20 protein-coding genes are annotated in these 26,993 nt (G+C 44.2%); 9 read left to right on the top strand and 11 right to left on the bottom strand.

Translation table 11 applies throughout. The annotated features are described in order from the left end of the window. The first annotated feature begins 19 nt into the window (after positions 1 to 19). Positions 20 to 613, top strand: a complete 594-nt coding sequence (locus ACZ5ZC_RS22390) for a Maf family protein (RefSeq protein ID WP_054867661.1) — start codon at positions 20 to 22, stop codon at positions 611 to 613. 47 nt (positions 614 to 660) lie between these two features. On the opposite strand, the gene rluC is transcribed toward ACZ5ZC_RS22390, so the two are convergent. Beyond that, positions 661 to 1,605 (bottom strand): 23S rRNA pseudouridine(955/2504/2580) synthase RluC, encoded by a 945-nt coding sequence (rluC, locus tag ACZ5ZC_RS22385; RefSeq protein WP_005396975.1) that lies wholly within the window; start codon positions 1,603 to 1,605, stop codon positions 661 to 663. A 639-nt stretch (positions 1,606 to 2,244) separates the two neighbouring features. Here rluC and rne point away from each other — a divergent pair. Continuing rightward, a complete protein-coding gene (rne, locus tag ACZ5ZC_RS22380) occupies positions 2,245 to 5,328 on the top strand; it encodes a ribonuclease E (protein ID WP_150919140.1) in 3,084 nt (1,027 codons plus the stop codon). Between the two features lie 332 nt (positions 5,329 to 5,660). Further along, the gene (locus ACZ5ZC_RS22375) at positions 5,661 to 7,220 is read left to right on the top strand and encodes a SulP family inorganic anion transporter (protein ID WP_005396973.1); all 1,560 of its coding nucleotides are present in this window, start codon (positions 5,661 to 5,663) and stop codon (positions 7,218 to 7,220) included. Between the two features lie 60 nt (positions 7,221 to 7,280). On the opposite strand, the gene ACZ5ZC_RS22370 is transcribed toward ACZ5ZC_RS22375, so the two are convergent. After that, a complete protein-coding gene (locus ACZ5ZC_RS22370; RefSeq protein WP_054867660.1) occupies positions 7,281 to 7,730 on the bottom strand; it encodes a low molecular weight protein-tyrosine-phosphatase in 450 nt (149 codons plus the stop codon). 117 nt (positions 7,731 to 7,847) lie between these two features. On the opposite strand from ACZ5ZC_RS22370, the gene cobO reads away from it, so the two are divergent. Then, complete coding sequence (cobO, locus tag ACZ5ZC_RS22365; RefSeq protein WP_005380837.1) at positions 7,848 to 8,453, top strand: cob(I)yrinic acid a,c-diamide adenosyltransferase; 606 nt, start codon at positions 7,848 to 7,850, stop codon at positions 8,451 to 8,453. Positions 8,454 to 8,515: 62 nt separating this feature from the next. On the opposite strand, the gene ACZ5ZC_RS22360 is transcribed toward cobO, so the two are convergent. From ACZ5ZC_RS22360 to apbC, 3 genes are all read right to left on the bottom strand, one after another. Beyond that, positions 8,516 to 10,603 carry an AsmA family protein gene (locus tag ACZ5ZC_RS22360; protein ID WP_464932301.1) on the bottom strand — a complete coding sequence of 696 codons (2,088 nt, stop codon included), beginning with the start codon at positions 10,601 to 10,603 and terminating at the stop codon, positions 8,516 to 8,518. A 188-nt stretch (positions 10,604 to 10,791) separates the two neighbouring features. Next, complete coding sequence (gene udk, locus ACZ5ZC_RS22355; RefSeq protein WP_005396962.1) at positions 10,792 to 11,433, bottom strand: uridine kinase; 642 nt, start codon at positions 11,431 to 11,433, stop codon at positions 10,792 to 10,794. A gap of 180 nt (positions 11,434 to 11,613) precedes the next feature. Further along, complete coding sequence (gene apbC / locus ACZ5ZC_RS22350; RefSeq protein WP_124008348.1) at positions 11,614 to 12,690, bottom strand: iron-sulfur cluster carrier protein ApbC; 1,077 nt, start codon at positions 12,688 to 12,690, stop codon at positions 11,614 to 11,616. Positions 12,691 to 12,852: 162 nt separating this feature from the next. On the opposite strand from apbC, the gene metG reads away from it, so the two are divergent. Next, positions 12,853 to 14,928: a methionine--tRNA ligase gene (gene metG / locus ACZ5ZC_RS22345; protein WP_367001855.1), complete on the top strand. Its 2,076-nt coding sequence runs from the start codon at positions 12,853 to 12,855 to the stop codon at positions 14,926 to 14,928. 206 nt (positions 14,929 to 15,134) lie between these two features. After that, complete coding sequence (locus ACZ5ZC_RS22340; protein WP_046874414.1) at positions 15,135 to 15,944, top strand: hypothetical protein; 810 nt, start codon at positions 15,135 to 15,137, stop codon at positions 15,942 to 15,944. Between the two features lie 118 nt (positions 15,945 to 16,062). On the opposite strand, the gene fadR is transcribed toward ACZ5ZC_RS22340, so the two are convergent. Next, on the bottom strand, positions 16,063 to 16,902 hold the full coding sequence (fadR, locus tag ACZ5ZC_RS22335) for a fatty acid metabolism transcriptional regulator FadR (RefSeq protein WP_005396954.1): 840 nt from the start codon (positions 16,900 to 16,902) through the stop codon (positions 16,063 to 16,065). Between the two features lie 639 nt (positions 16,903 to 17,541). Here fadR and nhaB point away from each other — a divergent pair. Beyond that, positions 17,542 to 19,128: a Na(+)/H(+) antiporter NhaB gene (nhaB, locus tag ACZ5ZC_RS22330; protein ID WP_005396952.1), complete on the top strand. Its 1,587-nt coding sequence runs from the start codon at positions 17,542 to 17,544 to the stop codon at positions 19,126 to 19,128. 83 nt (positions 19,129 to 19,211) lie between these two features. Beyond that, entirely contained in the window at positions 19,212 to 19,748 is a 537-nt protein-coding gene (dsbB, locus tag ACZ5ZC_RS22325) for a disulfide bond formation protein DsbB (protein ID WP_005396949.1), read from the top strand. 91 nt (positions 19,749 to 19,839) lie between these two features. Here the strand turns inward: dsbB and ACZ5ZC_RS22320 are convergent, their stop codons facing one another. Beyond that, the gene (locus ACZ5ZC_RS22320; protein ID WP_048625767.1) at positions 19,840 to 20,457 is read right to left on the bottom strand and encodes a YecA family protein; all 618 of its coding nucleotides are present in this window, start codon (positions 20,455 to 20,457) and stop codon (positions 19,840 to 19,842) included. 170 nt (positions 20,458 to 20,627) lie between these two features. Between ACZ5ZC_RS22320 and dusC the strand changes: the two genes are divergently transcribed. Then, complete coding sequence (dusC, locus tag ACZ5ZC_RS22315; protein ID WP_054867659.1) at positions 20,628 to 21,587, top strand: tRNA dihydrouridine(16) synthase DusC; 960 nt, start codon at positions 20,628 to 20,630, stop codon at positions 21,585 to 21,587. A 35-nt stretch (positions 21,588 to 21,622) separates the two neighbouring features. Here the strand turns inward: dusC and ACZ5ZC_RS22310 are convergent, their stop codons facing one another. The 4 genes from ACZ5ZC_RS22310 to ACZ5ZC_RS22295 all read right to left on the bottom strand — a co-directional run bounded on the left by ACZ5ZC_RS22310 (position 21,623) and on the right by ACZ5ZC_RS22295 (position 26,969). After that, on the bottom strand, positions 21,623 to 23,098 hold the full coding sequence (locus ACZ5ZC_RS22310; RefSeq protein ID WP_134647358.1) for a sensor domain-containing diguanylate cyclase: 1,476 nt from the start codon (positions 23,096 to 23,098) through the stop codon (positions 21,623 to 21,625). A gap of 176 nt (positions 23,099 to 23,274) precedes the next feature. After that, positions 23,275 to 25,101, bottom strand: a complete 1,827-nt coding sequence (malZ, locus tag ACZ5ZC_RS22305) for a maltodextrin glucosidase (RefSeq protein ID WP_464932300.1) — start codon at positions 25,099 to 25,101, stop codon at positions 23,275 to 23,277. Between the two features lie 141 nt (positions 25,102 to 25,242). After that, positions 25,243 to 26,037 carry an ABC transporter ATP-binding protein gene (locus ACZ5ZC_RS22300; RefSeq protein ID WP_464932299.1) on the bottom strand — a complete coding sequence of 265 codons (795 nt, stop codon included), beginning with the start codon at positions 26,035 to 26,037 and terminating at the stop codon, positions 25,243 to 25,245. Further along, positions 26,034 to 26,969: an ABC transporter permease gene (locus tag ACZ5ZC_RS22295; protein ID WP_054574798.1), complete on the bottom strand. Its 936-nt coding sequence runs from the start codon at positions 26,967 to 26,969 to the stop codon at positions 26,034 to 26,036. Before ACZ5ZC_RS22295 ends, ACZ5ZC_RS22300 begins: the two co-directional genes overlap by 4 nt. Between the last annotated feature and the right edge of the window lie 24 nt (positions 26,970 to 26,993).

Genomic DNA, 26,993 nt, shown 5'->3' with positions numbered 1-26,993 from the left:
CCACGAATTGTAATTCAAAATGAAAAATTACCAACTGGTTTTAGCTTCAACCTCCCCTTTTCGTAAACAACTGCTTGAAAAGCTTTCACTACCGTTCATTTGTTTATCACCTGATTGCGATGAAACACCGTTTGACCAGGAAACGCCTCTTGAACTGGTGCAAAGATTGGCCCAAGAGAAAGCAACATCTTGCCAGACGGATAAAGCAAGTTTAGTTATCGGCAGTGACCAGGTTTGTGTCATTAATGGTGAAATCGTTGGCAAACCTTTAAATAGAGACAACGCAATAAATCAACTTTTGGCTCAAAGTGGAAAAGTCATCACTTTCTATACTGGTCTTGCGGTACATAACACCGTCACAAACCATACAGAAGTCGGCTTTGATTCTTTCGAAGTACACTTTAGAGATTTGACGCTTGAACAAATCGAACGCTACGTCGACAGGGAAGAACCTTTTTACTGCGCAGGCAGCTTTAAAAGCGAAGGAATGGGAATTTGTTTGTTTAACAAATTAGTGGGGAAAGATCCGAATACACTTGTCGGGCTACCACTGATTGATTTGATTGATATGTTGCATGTTCAGGGACTCGATGTCCTTTGCTCCAAATACTAAAAAAGGGAACCACAGGCTCCCTTTTCGTGTCCACGAGGAAAACATGATTACGCGTTTCTTAAACCCGCCAACACTTTTTCTAGCTTCGGTTCCATCGGTGCGTTGATTTCCATCCACTCATCATTTGATGGGTGTTGGAACTTGATGTTTGCCGCGTGTAGGAACAAACGGTCTAAACCAACTTGACCTGTGTAAGCATCAAAGCGACGGTCACCGTAGCGATCATCCCAAGCGATTGGGTGGCCCGTGTATTGTGTATGAACTCGGATTTGGTGAGTTCGACCAGTAATCGGACTCGCTTGAATCAATGTTGCTTGTTCAAACTTTTCCAAAATCTTAAAACGCGTTTCAGACGGCTTACCGTTAGGGTTAACACGAACAATACTGTTCACTTCGTTTTTAAGCAGTGGCGCGTTCACAACCTTACAACTGCTTTTCCATTGTCCCATGACAAGAGCTAAGTAAAACTTCTTCACTGTCTTTTCACGAAACTGGGCTTGCAAGTGACGAAGTGCAGAACGCTTCTTAGCAACCAGCAAGATACCTGAAGTATCACGGTCAATACGATGCACAAGTTCAAGAAAGCGAGCTTGAGGACGCAGAGCTCTAAGCGCTTCAATCGCGCCAAACTTTAAGCCACTGCCACCATGCACAGCGGTACCAGATGGTTTGTTTAGAATCAACATATGATCATCTTCGAAGATGATCATATCTTCCAACTCTGCGACTTTGTTTAGTTTCGTACTTGGCGCGACATCGTCATCTTTTTTCTCGACTGTCACCGGTGGAATACGAACGAGATCGCCTGCTTTTAACTTGTACTCTGCTTTTATACGCTTTTTATTTACACGTACTTCGCCCTTACGCACGATTCGGTAAATCATGCTTTTAGGGATGTCTTTTAATTGGTTGCGCAAAAAATTATCAATGCGCTGACCCGCCATATCTTCGTCAATGTCGACGAACTGGACTTTTGTTCTTATTTCGCTCATGGGCGGTATTGTAAACTCAATTTCGCGCGACTTCACATTATTCTTGTCGTAAAAGAAACACTTGATAGTACAAACTGGTCTAAATTTCGCCAAGCTTTTGTTTAAATTATTAAAACTCTCAATCGAGTTCTCAATTTGTTTTCTGTCTTGATCAGTTTACACATCTCAATTGCTTATGAAACAGCCAGTTATAAATTAGAAATTTTGAGTTTAGCGGCAAATTTTCTATCGTTTGCGTGAAAGCAGATTGCTGATAGCCACGCGCACTGCTATAGTTCACAGCTGCTAAGGAAGGTTTGGTTACATTTTATTCATTACCAATCATTTATCCTCAAGCAATGTGAGTAGATCGTTGAAGGTCGAGTGCAGCATTGGCGTGAGACACATCGAATTCAACACTCTTGCCACCCTACTCCTCGCATATTCACGTTGAGTACCTACCGCCCAAATAGCGGGTCACAAGTCTACGTTTCCAACAGAAACCGCAAGAGGCTTGTGATGACTGAAGTGCCCGAGAGCATCCCCTTCCAGCCGGGAGGCTGCAAAATACAAGCCATGGGATCAGGCACCGTGAAAGAGCGAAAAAACAGTGGCAAGTCGACAAGAAAGATATAAAAGAAAAGACAACGAGAATTTTCAATGAAAAGAATGTTAATTAACGCAACTCAAAAAGAAGAGTTGCGTGTCGCTCTGGTTGATGGCCAGCGACTTTTCGATCTTGATATCGAGAGTCCAGGTCATGAATCTAAAAAAGCGAATATCTACAAAGGACGTATCACACGTATCGAACCAAGCTTAGAAGCCGCATTTGTTGATTACGGCGCCGAGCGTCACGGTTTCCTCCCTCTCAAAGAAATTGCCCGCGAATATTTCCCTGAAGGTTACACCTACCAAGGTCGTCCAAGCATCAAAGAAGTGCTAACGGAAGGCCAAGAAGTTATCGTTCAAGTGGAAAAAGAAGAACGTGGAAGCAAGGGCGCAGCTCTTACTACTTTCATTTCTCTTGCTGGTAGTTACCTTGTTCTGATGCCTAACAACCCTCGCGCAGGCGGTATTTCTCGCCGAATCGAAGGTGACGAGCGTACTCAACTAAAAGCCGCATTAAGTACTTTGGAACTGCCTCAGGGCATGGGCCTAATCGTACGTACTGCTGGCGTTGGCAAGAGTGCTGAAGAACTTGAGTGGGATTTGAATGTACTACTTAACCACTGGGGTGCAATCAAAGGTGCAGCGGACTCGAACCCTGCTCCATTCTTAATCCACCAAGAAAGTAACGTTATCGTTCGTGCAATCCGTGACTATTTGCGTCGTGATATTGGCGAAATCTTAATTGACAGCAACACCATCTACGAACGTGCAAAAGAGCACATTCAATTGGTGCGCCCTGATTTCCTTAACCGCGTTAAGAAATATGAAGGCGAAGTTCCACTATTCAGCCACTACCAAATCGAAAGCCAAATTGAATCAGCTTTCCAACGTGAAGTGCGTCTGCCATCTGGTGGTTCTATTGTTATTGACCCAACCGAAGCACTAACGTCTATCGATATCAACTCTGCTCGTGCAACCAAGGGCGGCGATATTGAAGAAACAGCTCTAAACACGAACCTAGAAGCAGCCGACGAAATTGCTCGCCAGTTACGTCTACGTGACTTGGGTGGCTTAGTGGTTATCGACTTTATCGATATGACACCTGTTCGCCACCAACGAGAAGTAGAAAACCGTCTACGTGAAGCCGTTCGTCTTGATCGCGCTCGTGTACAAATCGGTCGTATTTCTCGCTTTGGTTTATTGGAGATGTCACGTCAACGTTTAAGCCCTTCTCTAGCAGAAGCAAGCCACCACATCTGTCCTCGCTGTAGCGGTACTGGAGTCGTTCGCGACAACGAATCTCTAGCACTTTCTGTACTTCGTTTAATCGAAGAGGAAGCACTGAAAGACAATACAGCGCAAGTTCTCGCAGTTGTACCTGTGCCAATCGCTTCTTACTTGTTGAACGAAAAACGTCGTTCAGTTAACCATATCGAACGCATTCAAGAAGTGAAGATTACGGTTGTTCCAAACTCTGACATGGAAACGCCGCACTTCGAAGTTATCCGTGTTCGTGAAGGTGAAGAGTTCGATCTGATTTCTTACCTACTTCCTAAAAAACTGGAAGCAATGAAAGAAGCGGAAGGTAAAGAGCCAGCGGAAGTTGACGTAAAACCTAAACGAATCGAAGAACCTGTTCTTAAAGGCTTTGCGGCTCCTTCTCAAACGGCACCTGCACCAGCAGCTAAACCTGCCCCTGAGGCGAAGAAGAAAGAACAGAAAGTTGAACAAGAAGAAAAACCTGGACTGTTCAGCCGTTTGTTTAAAGCACTTGGTAGTTTCCTATTCGGCGGTTCTGAAGAAGTAAAAGAAGAACCGAAACCTCAGGAAGAGAAAAAGCCAAATCGCGATAATCGACGCAACAAACGTGATCGCAATGATCGTCGTCGCAATAACAACCAACGCGATAATCGTGAGAACCGCGACAATCGTGATAACCGTGATAACCGACGTCGTCGTAAGCCTCGTGATGAGCAAGCGAATGAGCAAAACGAAGCGCAACAACAAACCAATAAACAGCAAAACCGCAACCAAAAGCGTAAGCCTAAAGCTCAACAAGCAGACAAAGCCCAAGAGCAAAAAGCAAATGCAAAAGTAGCGGAAAAAGGTCTGCAGCTAGCAGCGGAAGCTCGAACTGAAACAAAACCAGAAGAGAGCAAACCAAAGCAACAAAACACGAAAGCAGAAAAAGTGAAGGAGCGTCGCCAACGTCGCAAACTGAACAAGTCTGTACGCGTTAAAGACCAAGAAGCGGTTGAGAAGAAAACAGAAGAAACGGCGGTTAAGACTCAAGAAACAGTTGAAACCAAAGTTGAGAAGCCAACAGAAGCAGCGGTAGAAGCACAGCAAGACAACAAGCAAGCAGAGTCTAAGCAACGTCGTAACCGTCGTTCGCCACGTCACCTGCGTGCAAGCGGTCAGCGCCGTCGCCGTGGTCGCGATCGCCGTCCTAACCCGTTCCGCCTGCGTAAAGGTGGTGTAGCTTCTCCTGAGATGGCTATGGGTAAAGTAATGCCACGCTACATTCCGAAACCAGCACCTAAGAAAGAAGAGCAAGTTAAGGAAGAAGCAGTAGCAGCAGTACCTACAATGCAAGGTGGTTTTGCTTGCCCAGAAATGGCTATGGGTAAAGTGATTATTCGACGCGAGCAACCTGTTGTAACAGAAGCACCAGTTGTTGAATCAAAGGTTCAAGAAACAGTTGAAGCGAAAGTTGAATCTCCAGCAGTAGAAGCACCTGTTGTGGAAGCAGTAATCGCAGAAAAAACTGAATCGGCAGTAGTAGAAACAGCCTCTGTAGAGCCTATCGTTGAAACTCCTGCAACTGAACATGCTGAACCGGTTGATGCCATTGTAGAAACGGCACCAGCTGAAGAGCCTGTGGTTGAAGCAGCAAAAGAGATTGCAGCCGAAGCGCCAGTAGCTAAACCAGAGCCTAAAGTCGAAGCCATCAAAGTTGCTGCTAAGCTAAACGCTAGCGCACCGATGACAAAAGCACCTGGCCCTCAAGAGCTACGCGAAATCACTGTTGCAGCAGCACCGTTCAAAACCGAACGTTACCAAGCTAAAGGTGCGGGTAGCCAAGTGGCTAAAAACCGCGCATCGGCAGAGATGACAAAGCCTAACTTTAACTAGGCTAAATCATTACGTTCAACTGCTTAACGGCATAAATAAATTAAAGGCTACCATCTGGTAGCCTTTTTTATCTTCATATCTGCCCAATAAATTGTTCATATAAATACCAATTCGTGATCACATTTGTACGCCATTATTCGTATCATTCTTGAACTTAATCACACTTTTCGGTAGCATGCGCCGACTCAAGTTTTCGACACCATTCTGATGCTGCTCTTTTAATACTACGGTTTACACTGCAATGTTTGATTAGAAATCAACCACTCAGTGGCTTGTGCAAATACGAATATGTGTCGGGTTTAACTCATTGCAAAGAGAACTTAAAAACAAACATGTTCGAATTTCCCCAATTTTCTAAGCACTCCGTAAAAAATGATGTGCTATCAGGCTTAACCGTTGCGCTAGCATTGGTTCCTGAAGCTGTCGCATTTGCGTTCGTCGCAGGCGTAGATCCGATGGTCGGTCTTTACGCTGCATTCATCGTTGGTCTTATTACTTCCATTTTCGGTGGTCGTCCCGGCATGATCTCTGGTGCAACAGGTGCCATGGCAGTCGTAATGGTTTCGCTTGTCGCGACTCACGGTGTCCAGTACCTATTCGCAGCCATCATGCTCGCTGGTATTCTTCAAATTGCCGCTGGTATGTTTAAATTGGGTAAGTTCATCCGTATCGTGCCTCACCCTGTGATGATTGGTTTTGTGAACGGTCTGGCTATTGTTATCTTCCTAGCTCAGTTGGGTCAGTTTAAAGCGCCAGATATCAACGGCATGCTTACTTGGCTACCACAAGACCAAATGCTGCTAATGCTTGGTTTGGTTGCGCTAACTATGGCAATCATTCACTTTCTACCAAAAATCACAACGGCTGTACCCTCTTCACTTGTTGCAATCGTAACGGTGACTGCTTTAGTGGTTGGTTTGGATCTGGAAACTCGCACTGTTGTTGACTTCTTGCGTACAATGTCTGGTGATGAAGCGGCAACACTCGCAGGTTCACTGCCGACCTTCTCTATTCCGGCGGTGCCATTTACGCTAGAAACTCTACAAATCATTCTTCCATACGCGATCATTCTAGCGGCCATTGGTCTAATTGAATCTCTGCTAACGCTGACAGTTTTAGATGAGATGACGAACACTCGTGGTCAATCTAACCGCGAATGTATCGGTCAAGGTATGGCAAACATGACCTGTTCTGTGTTTGGTGCTATGGGTGGTTGTGCAATGATTGGTCAGTCGATGATCAACGTAAACTCAGGTGGTCGCGGTCGTCTATCTGGTATCGTTGCTGCTATCGCTCTATTGATGTTTATCTTATTCGCTTCTTCGTTAATTGAAATGATCCCACTCGCTGCTCTGGTTGGTGTGATGTTCATGGTTGTAATTGGTACATTCGAATGGGCAACATTTAAACTAGCGCGTCGCGTACCGAAGCAAGACTTCTTCGTTATTGTTCTTGTGACCGTTGTTACTGTTCTTACTGACCTAGCCGTTGCCGTAGCGGTTGGTGTTATTGTTTCTGCATTAATGTTTGCATGGCAACACGCTAAGCACATCTATGCCGACACATGCTTAAACGAGGAAGGTTCAAAAGAGTACAAGATTCACGGTCCTATTTTCTTTGGTTCTGCCGCTAACTTCTTGGAGTTGTTTAACGCGCCTGAAGATCCAAAAGATGTGATTGTCGATTTTGCAGATTCTCGCGTGACTGATCACTCCGCAATTGAAGCGATTGAAACACTAGCAGAGCGTTACAACTCTCAAGGTAAAACACTACACCTTCGCCACCTAAGTCCAGATTGCCGCAAGCTTTTAGATAAAGCGGGTAGCTTGGTTGAAATTAACGTGAAGGAAGACCCAAGCTACAAAGTCGCAACCGACATTCTAGCGGGTTAACACGAATAAAAAGGGATGAGCTCAGCTCATCCTTTTTTCTATTGTCTTCAAGCCCGGCGATTATAGCTTCTTCAAAATCGCGTCTGATGCCTCTTCGATTAAATCAAGCACCAGTTCAAAGCCATCTTCTACACCATAATATGGATCAGGGACTTCGTCGTAACCTGACCCAGAATGACTTAAAAATAACGATACTTTGTGTCGATACTTCAACGGACAAATATCCAATAAATCGGCCAAATTTGCTTTATCCGCGGCTAATATAAGGTCAAACTTTTCAAAGTCATCAATGGTGACTTGGCGCGCTTGCATTCCTTTAAAAGAATAACCTCTCGGCTTTCCTGCGGCCATTGCCCTTGAATCCGGTGGGCTTCCTGCGTGGTAGCCAATCGTACCTGCCGAATCAACCTCCACGGCAATACCCAACTCTTGAGCTTTCGCTCTTAACACTGCTTCTCCGGTTGGTGACCGACAAATGTTTCCCATACAAACAACAAGTATTTTCTTCATTTTATTCCCTGAATTATCGGTGGTTTTTCTTCACGATATGTTGGTCTATCATAGCGAGATAAATCAATGAACCCAAATCAGCTTAGGCAAAGCACAAAAAGGAATTGAGGAAGTATTATGTCTATCGAAGAAAATAAAGAAGCACGCCATAAGGCTCGCCAACAAAAAGTCAAAGAACAGGTAGACGCAAAAATTGCTGCTGCTCAAGAGGAAAAAGGTCTGCTACTGATCATTACCGGAAATGGTAAAGGTAAATCGACATCAGGGTTCGGTACGATAGCACGCGCAGTGGGTCATGGTTTGAATTGTGCTGTCGCGCAGTTTATTAAAGGTACTTGGGATAATGGTGAGCGCAACCTACTTGAGAAACTCGGCGTTGAATTCCAAGTAATGGCGACCGGCTTTACATGGGAAACTCAAAACAAAGCCGCTGATACCGAAGCAGCGCAAGGCGTATGGCAAGAATGTAAGCGCATGCTGCAAGACGACTCTATCGATGTCATCTTGTTTGACGAGCTAACTTATATGGTGAGCTACGGCTACATCGACTTAGACGAAGTGGTCGAAGCACTGAGCAACAGACCTAAAATGCAGTCGGTTATTATTACTGGGCGTGGCGCACATCGAACCCTGATTGAAATGGCCGATACCGTTTCTGAAGTGAAAAATGTAAAGCACGCATTTGAATCTGGCGTAAAAGCCCTCAAAGGCGTCGATTGGTAACACTCGCAGAGTAATTTAAAAAGGGTTGGCAAAATGCCAACCCTTTTGATTTTCACGCACGGTTAGTTGAAAAGATTCTTCAATAAACCATCGACCGCATCTTTGGTTTTCTCGTCTTTGATTTTGTCCGTTAGCTTCTCTACGCCACGATCGATTTCTTTCTGAGCTTTCTGCTTCAGAACATCATCGAATACGAGCTTGAATTTAGGTTCTGCCCACTTACCAGACACATTGATTGGAATCGTGATGTCTTTCAGCTCATCTATATCTTTACCGCCCTGGCCTTCTAGGCTGCCTACAACTGACGTGCTGATAGTAAAGTCGACTGTTTCATTGATGTAGTTTGCGGTACCTTTACCACGAACACGTAACAATGGAGACTGAGCTTGCATATTATCCGTTGATACAACACCTTTGTTGAGTTTCAATGTCGCCGTCATCGCACTGAAGTCTGTTTTCTTAGCTTCATTGGTGCCTTCGACTTTTTGCCCTTTAAATTTCGCGTAGTTTTCACGAATCAACTGAGCAACGTTGATGCCATTCACCGCACCATCAGCAAAATTGATAACAACCGTACCAGAAAGATTCTTCTTGATACCGGTAGGCGTGAGACTCTTACCTGTAACATTCACATCAATGTTACCTGTCCCTTCTAGTTTGTCGTTCTCAGCAACATCTATAAGTAGCGGTTGAACTTTCACGCCTTTGATTGACTTTTTAACACTGTAAGTCGCTGGTGATTGGCGTGCATCTAACTTCGCTGTCGCTGAGATTGAGCCTTGGTACAACTTCGAACTAAATGATGTAAGCTCAAATACGCCACGATTTACAGTGAAGCTCGTTTTTACCGCTTCCATCTTCGCATTTGCCGCTTTGAATTTGTCGATGGTAATGTCACCCTTTACATCTAACGTTTTCAACGCAGACAAATCAGGCTCAACCTCAGACCTAGCTGGAGCACTCTCGCCACCAGAAGCAGGCTTATTACCTTCGGCAGCTTGCTTATCTAACCCTAAGAACTCATCAAGATCGATATTTGGGCTGTGGAGAGCAAATCGTACTTTAGGAATATCACTGAGTGTCACATCAGCCTTACCATCTAAGGCGATAGCATTCGCTGTTAACTTCTCTAGGACAAAACTCAGGTGGTTTTTCGTCAGGTCGAAAGACAGATCAGACACCATGTCGACTTTCATCGGTGACTGAGGTAAAGCATCCCCCTCAAAAGTCGATTTAAGAGTTAACTTATCCAACTGCACTTTGCTGATAGCCTTGTCCACGCTAAGTTGACCAGCACCCTGCATATCTAACTTCATACCACCAGCGTCGCCTTTCATGGCATAAGTCAGGTTATTTACTTTATCGAATTCAAACGTATCTAAACCGATCGTTGCCGATTCAATCTTATTGGCAGGGTCAGAGTATGTCGCATCAAAGTTGATGTTCTTTAGCGCGTAGTTTGCCAAACCTTTTTCTAGCTTAAAGTCGGCCTGACCTTTCGCTGTGAACTTTTGGTCATTCATTTCGCCCTTCACGCCAAAATCAGCCGTTGTCCAGTTGTCAAAAGCGAATTCGGAAAGGTTTAATGAGATATCATAAAGTTTGGTGTAACTACCGGCTTGCTTATCCTGCATTTCTAATGAGCCATTAGAAACCGTAACACCAGCAAGATTAATGCTCCAATCAGAGCCAGAAGGCTGCGTTTCACCATTTTGCGTAGGCGCAGTATCGCTCGCTTGCTCTGCTTGTTGTGTTTGGGCTTTCGTCAATGCATCAATATTCTTGCTGCCATCTTTCTTGGTTTCGATATAGAACTCAGCCCCATCAAGCGTGACGTTTCCAATTTCAAGCTGTTGACTAAAAAGTGGCATGACAGAGATATCTACACCAACGGTATCAACTTTGAATAAATTGGGTTTACTAAAGCCTTGTGGGTTTCGCAATTCTGTATGTCCCAACTCAAAGCCGATCGATGGGAAAAATTGCCAACTGATATCTCCTTCAATCACTAGTTCTAAACCGGTTTGCTTTTGCGCTTGCTCAACAATAAGGGGCTTAAACTGGTTAGGATTGACGAAGATGGTTAACGCTAAAATTGCGACCAAAATGACCACAATCGGTATTGCTAGAATTAAGAGCAGTTTCTTCATTTGTTTTTCCTTGCTCGAGTGTTTTTACAATTATAAGCGCAGACTCCATTTACCGCTGACAGTTCCACAAAAGCGTGAAAAATGTCTGGTTTTAACCTGCAACTGACTAATTTAAAAACAAAAAAAGAAGTGGCACTTAAGGTGCCACTTCTTCTCTTAAAAATAAAGCGATATAGCCGTCTAAAGGCTTAAGCTTTCAAAAGTCTTGCAATGTGAGCTTTTAATACATCGATTGCGATACGGTTTTTACCACCGCGAGGAACAATAATGTCCGCATATTGCTTAGAAGGTTCGATAAACTGCATGAACATCGGACGTACTGTTTGTTGATACTGCTTGAGAACAGATTCCATAGTTCGGCCTCGTTCTTCCACGTCACGCTTAACACGACGAAGCAAGCAAATATCTAACGGTGTATCCATAAATACTGTCGCGTGCATCAAATCACGAAGACGAGGGTCAGTAAGAAGAAGGATACCTTCTAGAATGATCACCTTTTTAGGCGTCATTGTGGTCGTGTTACTTGTTCTTGTGTGTTCAGTGTAGCTGTACTCAGGTACTTCTACTGCTTCACCACGTACCAATTTTTCAAGGTGCTCACACAGTAGGTCGTGGTCCAACGCACTCGGGTGATCGTAGTTCGTCTTTACTCGCTCTTCCATGCTTAGGTGGCTTTGGTCGTTGTAGTAGCAATCTTCCGTGATGACACCGATTTGATGATCGCCTACTTTCGCGCGAAGCTCATTATAAATAGTGCTCGCGATCAGACTTTTTCCAGAAGCAGAAGCGCCAGCAATACCTACGATGACGCATTGATTATTATCAGACATTAGTTTGCACCCGATGATGATTTCTAGTCACATAAAAAGATAAACTGCCTGATTATAGGGAGTTCACCCCATAGTTACTAGCTGGAATTAGGGTTTAGTCATAAGTTTCTGCCAGCTCAGAGGATTAACCTCCGAGCAAACGTTAAAATGTGCAATTATCAACCAATAGGCATAGTAAACTTAGTTCACCATTGTAAAGCTAATCGCATCTGGTTTTGCTTTGCCTTGCCAAAACATCGTGCTACATACGCGATCGGCAAGCTGCTTGTAATACCCTGCATGCTCACTTTCTGGGCGCCTTGCTACTGTTGGCACGCCAGCGTCAATATCTTCTCGCATAGAGATATGAAGCGGAATTTGTCCTAGCAGTGCTAAGCCAAACTCTTGCGACATTTTTTCTGCACCACCCATGCCAAAAATATGCTCTTTCGCGCCACATTGACTACAAATGTGATAACTCATGTTTTCCACAACACCGATAACCGGGACATGGACTTTGTTAAACATTGCCGCTCCCTTTCTTGCATCGGCAAGCGCCAAGTCTTGCGGTGTAGTGACTAACACACTACCTGTCACCGGAATCTGTTGTGACAACGTCAACTGTATATCACCCGTGCCTGGCGGCATATCAATCACCAAATAATCTAAATCGGGCCAGTCTGTTTCCGTTAATAACTGCGACAACGCTTTTGAAGCCATTGGACCGCGCCATATTGCCGCTTCTGATTTGTCCACTAAATAGCCGATAGAGTGAGTATAGATGCCGTGAGCGAAAATGGGCTCCATCCACTTACCATCACGAACTTCTGGTTTTGCATCTTCTTGCCCTAACATCATAGGGACGGAAGGTCCGTAGATATCCGCATCCAACAATCCCACTTTCGCCCCAGATTGAGCAATCGCCAACGCTAAGTTAACCGCAGTCGTTGATTTACCGACCCCACCTTTCGCAGAACTAACGGCAATGATGTTCTTAACACCTTTAACCGGATTGGCCACTTGAGTTTCTAATGCTTTAACTCCAAGGCGAATATTGAATGGGAATTCAGCCACTTTACCTGCGGTTTGTTGCTGTTTAATCCAGTCATGCAATATGGTTTGAAGCTCATTACTTGCGAATGGCAACGTTATCTCAACAGAACCTTGTGCCGTAATCGAAATTGCGCCATGAATATCTGCCCAATTTTCCACCAACTGTGGATGCTGGAATTGGTTAAACCAGTGACAAAAATCTTGTTTTGAAGTGAACTGATGCATAAGTCCTCCTTTTAGATGTCATGCTAACACCGTCCTGCCTCAACCAGAACCCCAAAAAAACTAAGGCATTCCGCAGTTTGACACCTTGGAGTTAGTGAGTTCATGGGGTAGTATTATCCATCAAAATTTATTTATACCTATCAAGAAAAGCGAATATTAAGTATGGCAAACGATCCAAGAAACTTTCCGTCAAGGAAAATGCTGGTAACTTGTGCCCTTCCGTACGCTAACGGTTCGATCCACCTTGGCCATATGCTTGAGCATATCCAAGCGGACATTTGGGTTCGTTACCAACGCCTACGCGGCAACACTGTAAACTTCATCTGTGCTGACGATGCTCATGGCACGCCAATCATGCTTAAAGCGCAACAGATGGGTATTACTCCTGAAGAAATGATTGCCGCAGTTAGCGAAGAGCACCAGAAAGACTTTGCTGGCTTTGATATCAGCTTTGATAACTACCACAGCACACACTCAGATGAGAACCGTGAGCTAGCGTCACACATTTATCTTGAGCTGAAGAAAAACGGCTTTATCTCTAGCCGCACTATCTCTCAGCTGTTCGACCCAGAAAAAGAGATGTTCTTACCGGACCGTTTCGTAAAAGGTACGTGTCCAAAATGTAAGTCAGAAGACCAGTACGGTGACAACTGTGACAACTGTGGCGAGACTTACAGCCCAACAGAACTGATCAATCCTAAATCTGCGGTTTCTGGTGCGACGCCAGTAATGAAAGATTCTGAGCACTTCTTCTTCGACCTGCCTCAGTTTGAAAGCATGCTAAAAGAGTGGACTCGCTCTGGCTCGCTACAAGCTGAAACCGCGAACAAGATGCAAGAATGGTTCGAATCTGGTTTGCAGCAATGGGATATCTCACGTGATGCGCCATACTTTGGCTTCGAAATCCCAGGAGAGAGGAACAAATTCTTCTACGTATGGCTAGACGCACCTATCGGCTACATGGGCTCTTTCAAAAACCTATGTGACAAGCGCGACGACCTAGATTTCGACGAGTACTGGAAAAAAGACAGCTCAGCAGAACTGTACCACTTCATCGGTAAAGACATCGTTTACTTCCACAGTCTATTCTGGCCAGCAATGCTAGAAGGTTCTGGCTTCCGTAAACCAAACAACGTATTCGTACACGGCTACGTAACGGTAAACGGCGCGAAAATGTCGAAGTCTAAAGGTACTTTCGTCAAAGCGAGCACTTACCTAGAGCACCTAGACCCTGAGTGTCTACGTTACTACTACGCGGCGAAGCTAAACAGCCGTATCGACGATCTAGATCTTAACCTTGAAGACTTCACTCAGCGCGTAAACGCTGATGTTGTTAACAAGATCGTTAACCTCGCATCGCGTAATGCAGGCTTCATCGCGAAACGTTTTGAAGGCAAACTGTCTGACAACTTTGCAGAGCCTGAGCTTTACAACGAATTTGTTGCTGCGGCTGACCGTATCGCTGAGCTTTACGAAACACGTGAATTTGGTCGTGCAATCCGTGAAATCACTGCACTGGCAGACAAAGCTAACCAATACGTTGATGAAAAAGCACCGTGGGTTGTAGCAAAAGAAGAAGGCAAAGATCAGGAGCTACAAGACATCTGTTCTGTCGGTATCAACCTGTTCCGTGTACTGATGACTTACCTGAAACCAGTAATGCCTGCGCTAGCTGCACGTACTGAAGCATTCCTAAACCAAGAGCTGACTTGGGAAAACATCGCTGCGCCACTCACAGGCCACGAGATCACTAAGTTCAAAGCACTCTTCAACCGTATCGATCCGAAGAATGTTGAAGCGATGATCGAAGCATCTAAAGAAGATGCGGCGGCAGAAATGGCGGCGAAAGAGAAAGCAGAAGCGGAAAAGAACAAGGCTAGCCAAACTGAGCTAGACAAAGAGCCAATCGCTGAAGAGATTGAGTTCGACGCTTTTGCAGCAGTAGATATGCGTATCGCTCGTATCATCTCTTGTGAAGAAGTGCCAAAAGCAAACAAACTGCTTAAGTTCCAACTGGACATCGGTGGTGAAACTCGTCAAGTGTTCTCTGGCATCAAGTCAGCGTACAAACCTGAAGAGCTAGAAGGCAAACTAACGGTAATGGTAGCAAACCTAAAACCTCGTAAGATGAAGTTTGGTATGTCAGAAGGCATGATCCTAGCCGCTGGCCCTGGTGGTAGCGACTTATGGATTCTTGAGCCACATGAAGGCGCTCAACCTGGCATGCGCGTAATGTAAGTCGCATTCCAAATATAACACTATAAAATCCCTGCCAATTTGGCAGGGATTTTTTGATCATATTCACAACTTTGGTGAATCCATGCACCAATAACGACCGTTCAAAAAGAACATTTAATATAACCAATTGTTTTAATTTAATTTTTGTTTGGCATCAAAACTGCAGACCTTCCTTGCTAGGTCCAAACACTAACAAGGAGTTGGTTATGTTTGTTTTGATTTCCACATTATTATCTATCGCTATTTTAGCCGGAATATATCACTTATCTTCTAAACGAGAGCAGCAACACGCGCGTAAATATCAGCTGTTAACATTATTGAGAGATGTTGTTCATCTGCTGAGACGCCATCGAGCTGCGACGCACTACTCACTTCAATTTCAACAAAATAACGAACAAGAATTAGAAGTCCTTCATAACGATCTAACCAACAAACTGCATCTTTTAGTCGAAACCTCACGGTTTGAAAACAAACCCATGTATCGCGTATTACAGATTAAAGTAGGGAAACTACTTGAACAATGGAATGACCATAGTGTTGCAAGAAACCAGATGGAGCATGGTAAGTTAATTCGTCATTGCTTGTTTTTGATGGATGAAGTAACCATCGCATGGCTAGCGGTTGAGCAAAGAGATGACTTGCATAATGAGTATCACATGAACTGGCAAAACATTATGGATAGCTTGGAGACCCTGACTCAGTTACGAATCAGCATTCAAGATTTAGGAGAGCAAGGCGGAAATGAGCGTTTCAAAAATTACGCATCGGTTATGACACGTAAGCTAAATCAATTAGCAGTTATCGCTCCGCTTAGTATCGTTTCTCCTGCTTCCACACGCTCAATACAGACATTAAATAACTATGTGACAGGAAGTCATGTCGATTTAACAGAAGCAGAGCTTTATGGAGTCACATCAGACTTATCGTTGACCATCTTCAATACTTACGACCACGTACTTTCAGACATCGTTGAAGCATTGTATCTACCGTTGCCCAAACTCTCTGTAGCAAGATAAGCTCGATACAGTGCCGTGCCAATTGTCACAACAGGAACGTAACTGGCATTTATGGGTAAAAACAAAAAACCGCAGACCTTAGGTTCTGCGGTTTTTAATTCATCTAACTTCTCAGCGCTTAGCTGTCATCTTCTGTGAAGTTCGTTGGTAATTGCTTTTTCATCTCGTTCCAGATTAGCGCACTTTCCATACCATAGTGACGAATCACAACTGGCAGTTGTTCGCGCTGGCCACTTTCACAAGTTTCTAGCAACTGATGGTAAAACTTCAGCGCTAGCTCACGGGAAGCTGGGTTTGAGAAGTAATAGCTACCAACGCGATCATAGAGCTTCTTCAAGCCATTAAAAATCAAACCGTAAATCTGATTCCCTGAATGGAATGCTAGGCGTTGGAACAACATGTAGTCGTAAAAGTTGAACGTTTTAGCAATCAAGATTTCTTGACGCTTCGCTTCATCTTTCTCGTTGTCTTCTTTCACGTTCTGTAAGACTTTCTCAGCATAAGGTGAAGAAGCGATGAAATCGTCCCAAGAAGCAGCATTCATTAAAGCTTCACAAGATTCAATTACATTCTTGATCGTGCGCTCAGAGTTCTCTTTATTTGCTTTAAATGCATAACGCATAAAGATAGGGCTGATGTTGGTACGTGCTGCAAGCAAATCTTCTACAATGTTTGTTGCGTTATCTACGTCCAACGTCATCAACGTATCCAAAATATGCAGACCAGAGGTCTCCATAAATTGGTTTACCTTCGTTGGTTTACCGTGTTGGATTGTTAACCAACCATCACGGGCTAGTCGTTGAAGAACCTCTCGTAAAGTCGTTCGAGTAACACCAATTAGCTCAGACAGCTCGCGTTCAGCAGGTAAAATAGAGCCAGGAGGAAAACGGCCGTTCCAAATGCTCTCGATAATATATTTTTCTGCGAATCCCGCAGGGCTTTTCGCCTTTATGACCATTCTACTTTTTATCCAATATTGATTTCTGAGGGTCGATACTACTCATCATACCACTACTTAACGGTTTGAGAAAATTTACGATCAATAATTGAAACGATTCTACAATATAGAGTTAATACTCTATATGTTATGTCAATCTAGGACGGTCTGACGTGCGAGTGAAAGCGGTAAAATCTGAATTTTCGTTTAATTAAACAGCTCACAAATTGCGGAGAAATAAAGACTACTGCGTCACAATTTTATATTCAAAATATGAAAAATTACTTTGTATATCACAGTTAATATTCTTTCTTAATTTGCCTTTTCTCGTCACTGACCGTCATTTAAAATCCAAGAGGATTTTTTTGAGCCTTTCATGATATAGTAACGCCGTTTTGATCGCGTTATTACATTTAAAAAGTCATTTTAGTCGGTAGCATCACGTTTTGTTATTGACTAATAAATGCCTGAGTGTAGAGTTTGCGGTCGAAAGTGAGCGGTGCTTGAGTTCAGGGGAAGTAACTTGGCAAGACTGCAATAAACAAAGGATTGTTGTTTTACTAAGTTATTGTTTTAAAAGACTAGTTAATAAGTCTAACAAACAGATACTTAAGCACTATTGTAGTGTCTATTCATAATTTTGTTATAAAGAGAATTATCATGCCGATATCGCTCGGAAACGCTTTTATCAAGAACTTTCTTGGTAAAGCGCCTGATTGGTACAAAGTTGCCATTATAGCCTTCTTAATAATTAACCCGATTGTATTCTTCCTAATAAACCCATTTGTTGCTGGGTGGTTGCTGGTTGCTGAATTTATTTTCACGCTTGCAATGGCATTAAAATGCTACCCATTACAACCTGGTGGCTTACTTGCTATTGAAGCCATCGCTATCGGCATGACTAGCCCTGCGCAAGTTAAGCACGAGTTGGTGGCAAATATTGAAGTATTACTGCTGCTGGTATTTATGGTTGCGGGCATCTACTTCATGAAGCATTTATTGCTGTTCATTTTTACCAAAATTTTACTTGGTATTCGCTCCAAAACTCTTCTATCACTTGCGTTTTGCTTTGCCGCTGCATTTTTATCTGCGTTTTTGGATGCTTTGACGGTTATCGCCGTTGTTATCAGTGTGGCGATCGGTTTCTACTCTATCTACCACAAAGTGGCGTCAGGTAATCCGATTGGTGACCATGACCACACACAAGATGACACGATCACTGAGCTAACGCGTGATGACTTAGAAAATTACCGCGCCTTTTTACGCTCATTGTTGATGCACGCTGGTGTAGGTACTGCGCTAGGTGGCGTAACCACTATGGTAGGTGAACCTCAAAACTTAATTATTGCAGACCAGGCGGGTTGGTTATTTGGTGAATTCCTAATCCGTATGTCTCCAGTGACGCTACCCGTATTTTTCTGCGGTCTCATCACTTGTGCTCTAGTCGAAAAGCTTAAAGTGTTTGGCTACGGTGCAAAACTTCCTAACAACGTTCGTCAAATCCTCGTTGACTTTGACAATGAAGAGCGCAAAACGCGTACCAATCAAGACGTTGCAAAACTATGGGTTCAAGGACTTATTGCTGTTTGGTTGATCGTAGCATTAGCCTTACACTTGGCGGCGGTAGGCTTAATTGGTCTTTCAGTGATCATCTTAGCGACGGCTTTCACTGGCGTCATTGAAGAGCATTCCATGGGTAAAGCGTTTGAAGAGGCTCTGCCTTTCACTGCACTACTTGCGGTATTTTTCTCTATCGTTGCGGTAATCATCGACCAAGAGTTGTTTAAACCAGTTATCGACGCGGTGCTTGCCGTTGAAGATAAAGGCACTCAGTTAGCTCTGTTCTATGTCGCGAATGGCTTACTATCAATGGTGTCGGATAACGTATTCGTCGGTACGGTTTACATCAATGAAGTAAAAACAGCACTCATTGAAGGTCTCATTACTCGCGAGCAGTTCGACTTACTGGCAGTTGCTATCAACACTGGTACTAACCTACCATCTGTTGCTACGCCAAACGGTCAAGCGGCATTCCTATTCCTACTCACCTCGGCTCTCGCTCCATTAATTCGTCTGTCTTACGGTCGAATGGTTATCATGGCGCTGCCTTACACCATCGTTCTTGCGATTGTCGGGCTAATGGGCATTATGTTCTTCCTAGAGCCTGCAACTGCTTCTTTCTACGATGCAGGCTGGATTTTACCTCATAGTGGTGATCTGACTCCCGTAGTCTCCGGCGGTCACTAAAATTTGAGTTGATTAGGAAACTTATCCACGTTAAAAAGCTCTGAGTATTCAGAGCTTTTTCTATTTCAGACAGGAACAAAAACGTGACTATTTTAAATTCACTTAACCAGTTTTCGAAGGGACGCTTATCGTGGCTGCTGCTTCTGCTATTCGTCGTTTTCTTTGAAGCATGTGCCCTCTATTTTCAGCACGTCATGATGCTTGCACCATGTGTCATGTGTATCTACGAACGAGTCGCGATGATGGGAGTGGGTGTCGCTGCAATCGTTGGTCTTATGGCACCAAATAACCCAGTTTTCCGTTGGCTAGGTTTGATTGGCTGGGGATTAAGCTCTTACAAAGGACTGTTGCTTGCTCAGCAGCACGTTGATTATCAGTTTAACCCATCACCATTCGCGACTTGTGATTTATTCGTAACATTCCCTAGTTGGGCTCCGCTTAATCAGTGGGTTCCTTGGATGTTCGAAGCATACGGCGATTGCTCGAAGATTGTTTGGCAATTCCTCGATTTATCAATGCCACAATGGTTAGTAGTTATTTTCGCTGGCAATTTAATTGCTTTAGCATTAATTGTGATCGCACAATTCTTCCCAGCAAGACGCACTAATCCGATTCGTTAATCCTTCAGAGAAATGATAACGAAAAAAGCCGACCAGATGGTCGGCTTTTTACTGAGTAAACATCGCGGCTATTTAACTTAACCACGTTAACTCAACCACGTGATTGACCACAACACTGCTTGAACTTTTTGCCGCTCTCACAAGGACAAGGATCATTGCGCCCGATACCTTTGAATGGGTTTAGGCTTTGAGCCTTATTGCCTACCATCAACTCATCCGCACCTAACGCCACTTCACCGACCATCAAATCAAGCTGGTCGATCAAGTCTGCAAGAGCTGGAGGCGTTTCAATACCGGCGTCGCGCATCTGTTGCTGCGTTGCCGACTCATCGATAGCCAGCATCAAAGTGGTCAGTAATGCTTGTAGCATACGCTGCAATCCATCATTGAGCTCAACGTCTTGCCATTGTTCTTCAATCATTGGCCAAACAGACATAAAGCCTTCGGCAAAATCAGCAAGTTGTTCAGGTTCTTTGCCTGTTAGCTCTAGCACGGAATATTCGTTTCGTTGAATTCGGTTGTGCTGCTTGTGAATTTGCTCTTCTACTGCCGGTTGAATCGCTTTGAATCCTTCACCTAATAGCGGCTCTAACCACTTTTCAGGAGCGAGTGGTTTTGTCGTCAGATTAGCAGCGAGCACTGCGCCTTCGATAAATAGGCAAGATTCATCGATGTGAATTTCGCCTTTCTCAATCAATGTGTATTGCATGACATCTGGTTTCCCATAAATTTGGCGGCATTATACCTCAGAGCATAAAAGCACGTAACCGGGAGTTGCGAGTTTGACTGTATTGAGTGCTTTGAGTCTTTTAATGACAAACTTAGCTGACATCGCTACAATCGCCCTCCTTTTTATCACCAAACTGTATTAGGCAAACTATGCGAGTTGTACTAGGCCCAATGGAAGGCGTTTTAGACCATTTGATGCGCCAAATCCTGACCGAGATAAACGACTATGACCTATGTGTTACGGAATTTGTTCGAGTCATCGACCAGTTATTGCCCGATCATGTATTTCACCGTTTATGCCCGGAGCTGTTGCAAGGTTCTCAAACCGCATCAGGTGTGCCAGTACATGTGCAATTGTTAGGACAAGAACCAAACTGGATGGCTGAGAACGCAATTAAAGCGGCAAGCCTTGGCGCTAGAGGCATCGACATAAATTTTGGTTGCCCAGCCAAAATGGTCAATAAAAGTAAGGGTGGTGCAGCTCTACTTCAGCATCCTGAGCTAATTCACCGTGTGGTTAAAGCTTGTCGAGAAGCTGTTCCTGAGACCATTCCTGTGACCGCAAAAATTCGTCTTGGCTGGGAGAACCCTGAAGATTGTTTTGAAATTGTCGATGCCATTCAGTCTGCTGGCGCAAATGAATTAACAGTACACGCACGTACTAAACAAGGTGGTTACAAAGCTTCTGAGATAAAATGGGATTACATCAACCAAATTCGCGAACGTTTTGATATTCCGCTTATTGCGAATGGCGAAATTTGGAATTACCAGGACGGTCAACGTTGCATTAAAACGACTGGCGTTGACTCTTTGATGGTGTGCCGCGGCGCTTTCAATATCCCTAACTTGGGCAACATGGTAAAACACAACCACCAGCCAATGTCATGGCCCGAGGTGGTTGAGCTACTGATCTACTACTCCAAGTTTGAGATGAAAGGCGACAAAGGCTTGTACTATCCAAACCGCGTAAAACAATGGTTCTCTTACTTACGTCAGGCCTATCCTGAAGCAAAAGATCTATTCAGAGAAATCCGAACGTTTAACAAAGCCGCGCCGATTGTTGAGCATATTCAACGTTATCGTGATGAGTTAAATTCTCAGGTTGCATAAAACCTGAGCATTGCAAAGGGCGAACTGCTCGCCCTTTAAGCGCTTAGATCTTCGTAGCAAATCTTATTTTTGCCTGTACTCTTGGCTTGATATAACTTTTCATCTGCCGCTTTAAATAACTCATCAAAGCTTTCCACTCGGTTCTCTTTACTGAACACCACACCGCCAGAGATCGTAAAACCTTCTTTAGTCACGCGTGTCGAGCGTTCGTCTATGGCTTTTTTTACCCGCTCTAAAATTAGCTTAATGCCTTCCGAGTCTTCGTCGTAAATCGCCAACACGAACTCTTCGCCACCAAATCTTGAGGCGACATCTGTGTGGCGAATATTTTCACGTATACATTTTGCAACTAGCTGAATCGCAGAATCGCCGACATCATGACCATAGGTATCATTGATCTTCTTGAAGTTATCAATATCGAACACTGCTAATGCAACCTGTTTTTTCGTCATCTTATTGCGCCACACGGTTTGCATTCCTCGACGGTTCAACAAGCTCGTCATCGGATCTCTGGCGGCGAGATCTTTAAAATAACGTCGCTCACTATGCATATTCACATAGAACAATACGACTGTGCTCAAAACGTAAATAGAGATCGCAACAATAAGGCTGTATTTTTCAAACACCGCTAGGTTCTTAGCTTCATCCCAAAGGTTGTACTCGTAATACATGCTGTGATTCGCACTCAATCGCTCTAACTCGACTGGTTTGATACGTGTACTGTTTGAAGGAATGGATTGTAAATTGGAAACCAAATGAAACTTACCAACAAGACCTAGTGACGAAGCCATCAACGCATTGACATCAAAATCAATGGACAGCACACCTTGATGCCTCCCTTTTTCGTAAACAGGCACCGTCATACTAATGATTTGACCTTCCATCGAATCCAACATCGGCCCAGGTCCGGCCAAGGTGATGTTCACTTTATCTTGTGCGGTTTTTTGCCAAAATGGGCGCGCTTTTAGCGTTGACCAAAGCTCTCTAGTGAAGTTTTTCGCGTACGTGTCAGGAGACGAAATGACGTAACCACGCTTATCGATGTAATGAATACCAACGATATGGGATTCAATATCGTGCAGAAAAGACAATGACGGTGCAAAACCCGCCTTTTGTTCAGCTAATTGGTTAATCGTTGAACCTTGCTGACATAAGCTTTCATCGCCCACAATCATGTAATCAAGATCAACCGCAGGTAACCCCTCACTGTAGACACTCTCTAGCAACAAGACGTCTATCGGCCAAATATAACAAAGCCCCTTTTTGACTAAAGAATTGTGCTCTTCAGACAATGGGTTAGCGTAATTCGTATAGTTTGTAAAACTATAATCTAAGGCGGTGAGGACTTTAATACCACGGGACATGGCACGATCAATACGTGCATACTCAGAATCAATATAGCGATTGACCGCATCGTAGTAGTTTTTTGTCGTAACAAGCAAAACCACTACAAATAATGCGAGGGGAAAAAAGATGACAAATGAGAGACTAAATCGCCTTTGGTTAACCATTGAGTACCATGTATGTGAAAGGTAGATCGTCTCTTATCAAACAATGGGATTACGCTGTCTTATCAACTGGCAATGCGTAGTGCGCATCGCCAGATAATCAAATAACCAACAAATGTGTACGCATTGTAGGAGACTGTTTATATATTAAAGAAGTTTAATCAATATAGAATGTAGTGTCACTTCAGTTGCCACAATTTGAAGCTCTGTGCAGGTATATTGACAGAAAGATGACCCTTATAATCAATAAGTTCGCGTCCATCCAGAAGTGACGAAAGATGGGTAGCCTCCAAACCAAGTTGCCACAGAGGCAAGTCAATTGAACCCTCATCGCCACTTAGATTCATCACAACAACGATCGCTTCACTTCCAAGTACGCGCGCATAAGCCAGCACGTTGGTATCGCAATGCAGCCATTGAATACTACCAGACTGTAAAGACTTGTACTGTTTGCGTATCGAAATCCATTGCTTGTAAATCGACAGCCATGCTGAGTTTTCGATTTCATTCCAAGGGAAACAGCGACGATTATCCGGGTCCAGCCCTCCCTCTAGTCCGACTTCACTCCCATAGTAAATACAAGGTGTACCGACGTATGTCATGAGCAGAGCAAGTGCGATGTTCATTTTACGCTTATCACCATCAACCAGTGTGATAAAACGAGCAGTATCATGACTATCGAGTTGATTTAGCTGCGATAGCTGATTCGAAAATGGAATTTTTGCTCTGGCTTCGTCCAACCATGCTTTAAACTCCAAACCATCAATGTTGATTGGTTCATACATAATATCTTGCTGCGCGATAAAAGCTCGAACTGGATGAGCAAAACCGTAGTAGTTCATCGCCCCATCCTCTTGATCACCTTGCAACCACTGCGTTGCTTCAAAAAAGTGCTCACCTAGCACATAGGCATTCGGATTGACTGACTTCGTCGCATGGCGAAACGCTTCAACATAATGAGCATTGTTTTTCGCTCCCTCTCCTTCGCCAAGCATATGGATAACATCAAATCGCCAACCATCGACTGAGTATGGAGGCTTAAGCCAGTGCTTAATGACAGATGCTTCACTTTGATAGATATAGTCACGCACTTGTTCATTTTCGAAATTCAGAACCGGTAAGTTACCAATGCCCTTCCAACCAATATAGTGATTGGTTTCGCCGTCAAAAAAGTAGTAATCGCGGAACTTTGACTGCGGATTGCCATACGCCCCTTCTCCTTTTTGTTGGATATCAAACCAAGGATGATGCACTGACGTGTGGTTAAACACCGCGTCTAAGACAATCTTCATATTCTTACCGCGAATCTTCTCACACAGTTCCGCAAACTGAGCATTGGTGCCAAACATAGGATCAACAGTGAAGTAATCAGTGGTGTCGTATTTGTGGTTACTTGGTGAAGAAAAAATCGGATTGAAGTAAAGCGCTGTTACGCCGAGCTGCTCAAGGTAATCCAACTTTTGTTCCACACCTTTGAGATCGCCGCCAAAAAACTCTCTTGCTCCTGTATTTTTGTGAGACCCCACCGCTTCTCCCCACGATTTAATGATCGCTTCTAAATCATGCTGAGCATAAGCTTTACGAATGTCAGATTCACTTTTACTAGCAGAAAAACGGTCAGGAAAGATTTGATAGAAAACTTGCTCTTGCACCCAGCTTGGTGGTTGATGGTTTACATTCAACTTAAAGTGGAACTCTTTGGGTGGAATACGCTTTTGTACGCCTCGTGCATCGAGCCAGTATTGTTGTCCGTCTTTGAGGAGCTTAAACACATAATGTGTGACATCTCGATCTCGATTTGGTCGGAACGATGCTTCCCATAGTAACAATTCCCCAGCTGTTCCAATTTGAGCCATGTCAACCAGATATTCTTCATTGTCCGGCTCAATGCGCACATAGACGGAATCAAAATCCAATGTCTCGGTTTTCAGTCTGACTGTGACTTGCTCGTGATTAAAAGCTAAACCATCAATGGTTTGACTATGAAAAATAAATGGCAGGTTCATTATGGGCACTCCTCGTCATCGGATATGCCACTATGTTATTGAAGAATGAGAGACAAGAAATCCTCCTTGCGAGTTGACATATAAGCCAATTTTCCCAAGGAGGATCACACTTAGTAGGCGTAGTGACTTGTCGGATACCGCTTAGTTCAACAAGAGACTGTCATCTGCAAGCTCTTCACCACGCACTTTGGAGAACATATCCAACAAGTCTGGTACCTGCATGTTAGCGCGCTGCTCTCCAGCCACATCAAGCACAATTTCACCTTGGTGAAGCATTACGGTCCTATCGCCACATGCTAATGCGTCTTTCATCGAATGCGTCACCATCATCACGGTTAAATCGAACTCATCGATAATACGTTTAGTTAAGTCGATAACAAACGCCGCCATACGAGGATCAAGCGCAGCCGTGTGTTCATCAAGCAATAACAACTTACTCTCCGATAACGTCGCCATCACAAGGCTAACGGCTTGTCGTTGCCCACCAGACAGCAACCCAATGCTATCGCCCAAGCGGTCTTCTAAACCAAGCCCTAGGATGCTAATTCGCTCTTGGAACAGCTTGCGACGTTTAGAAGAGAGCGCCAACCCCCAGCTGCGTTTTTTACCACGCATGTACGCTAAAGCCATGTTCTCTTCTATCGTTAGCTCTCCACAGGTTCCGGCCAATGGATCTTGAAACACTCGTGCGCATTGCGTCGCACGTTGGGCAACCGTCTGCTTGGTGACGTCTTTGCCATCAATGATCACCTGACCACCTATCATCGGCGTCTCGCCTGTTACCGCGCCAAGCAACGTCGATTTTCCTGCGCCATTAGAACCAATCACGGTAAGAAATTGATGTTCTGGAACCTCTAAAGAGACACCTTTCAGTGCACGATTTTCCAAAATCGTCCCAGGGTTGAACGTGACCTGAATGTTATTAAGTTCAATCATAACGCCTCCCCAGAACCATTTTTTGATGCCGCTTGTTTAGCATCAGTAACGCGTTGTTTCGCTCTCATGCTCTGTTTTAGCTTTGGAGCAATAAGCGCCACAGCCACCAATACTGCGGTAACCAGGTTGAGGTCTGAAGCTTGTAAACCAAACATGCCAGAGCTCAAAGCGAAAGCCACTGCAAGACGATAAAGCACCGAACCGATGATGACAGCAAATACCGCAACCCAAATTTTTCGCCCGGGAATAAGGGTCTGGCCCAAAATCACAGCAGCCAAACCAACCACAATGGTGCCCACGCCAGAGGTCACATCTGCAAAGCTGTTCGTTTGTGCAAACAACGCGCCTGCGAATCCGACAAAACCGTTAGATAAAGCCAACCCAAAGTAGGTATAAAAACCAGTGCTCGCCCCTTGCGCAGAAACCATACGCGCATTAACGCCCGTGGCTCGTAAACCAAGACCAAAGTCGCTGTTCAGCAGGCGAATGACAAAGAAAGCGGACAAAAGAACTAAGACCCCAACAACCAGAGGACGAATGAACATCGGATCGCCCAAGGCTTCAAACGGAGTGAGAATCGTATCCTCTCCAAGCAACGCCATATTAGGTTTACCCATAATACGAATATTGATTGAAAATGCCGCAATCATGGTAAGAATGGAAGCTAACAGGTGCAAAATACCACATCGAACAGCCAAAAAAGCGGTTACCCACCCCGTCATACTACCGGCTATCATCGCCATTATTGTCGCAAGCCAAGGATTAATACCTGCGACAATCGCCGTTGCAGCCACCGCCGCTCCCATTGGAAAGCTGCCATCCACACTCAAATCGGGGAAATCGAGAACACGGAACGTAAGATACACACCCAGAGCGACTAGGCCATAAATCAAGCCAATTTCGAGTGCGCCAAAAAAAGCAAATGCAGACATAACTGCTCCTTTCTGCATGCTCAG

The organism is Vibrio sp. JCM 18905 (genome assembly GCF_055393305.1).
Note: the sequence above shows the minus strand (reverse complement) of the source record. Positions and strands in the feature narration are given on the sequence as shown.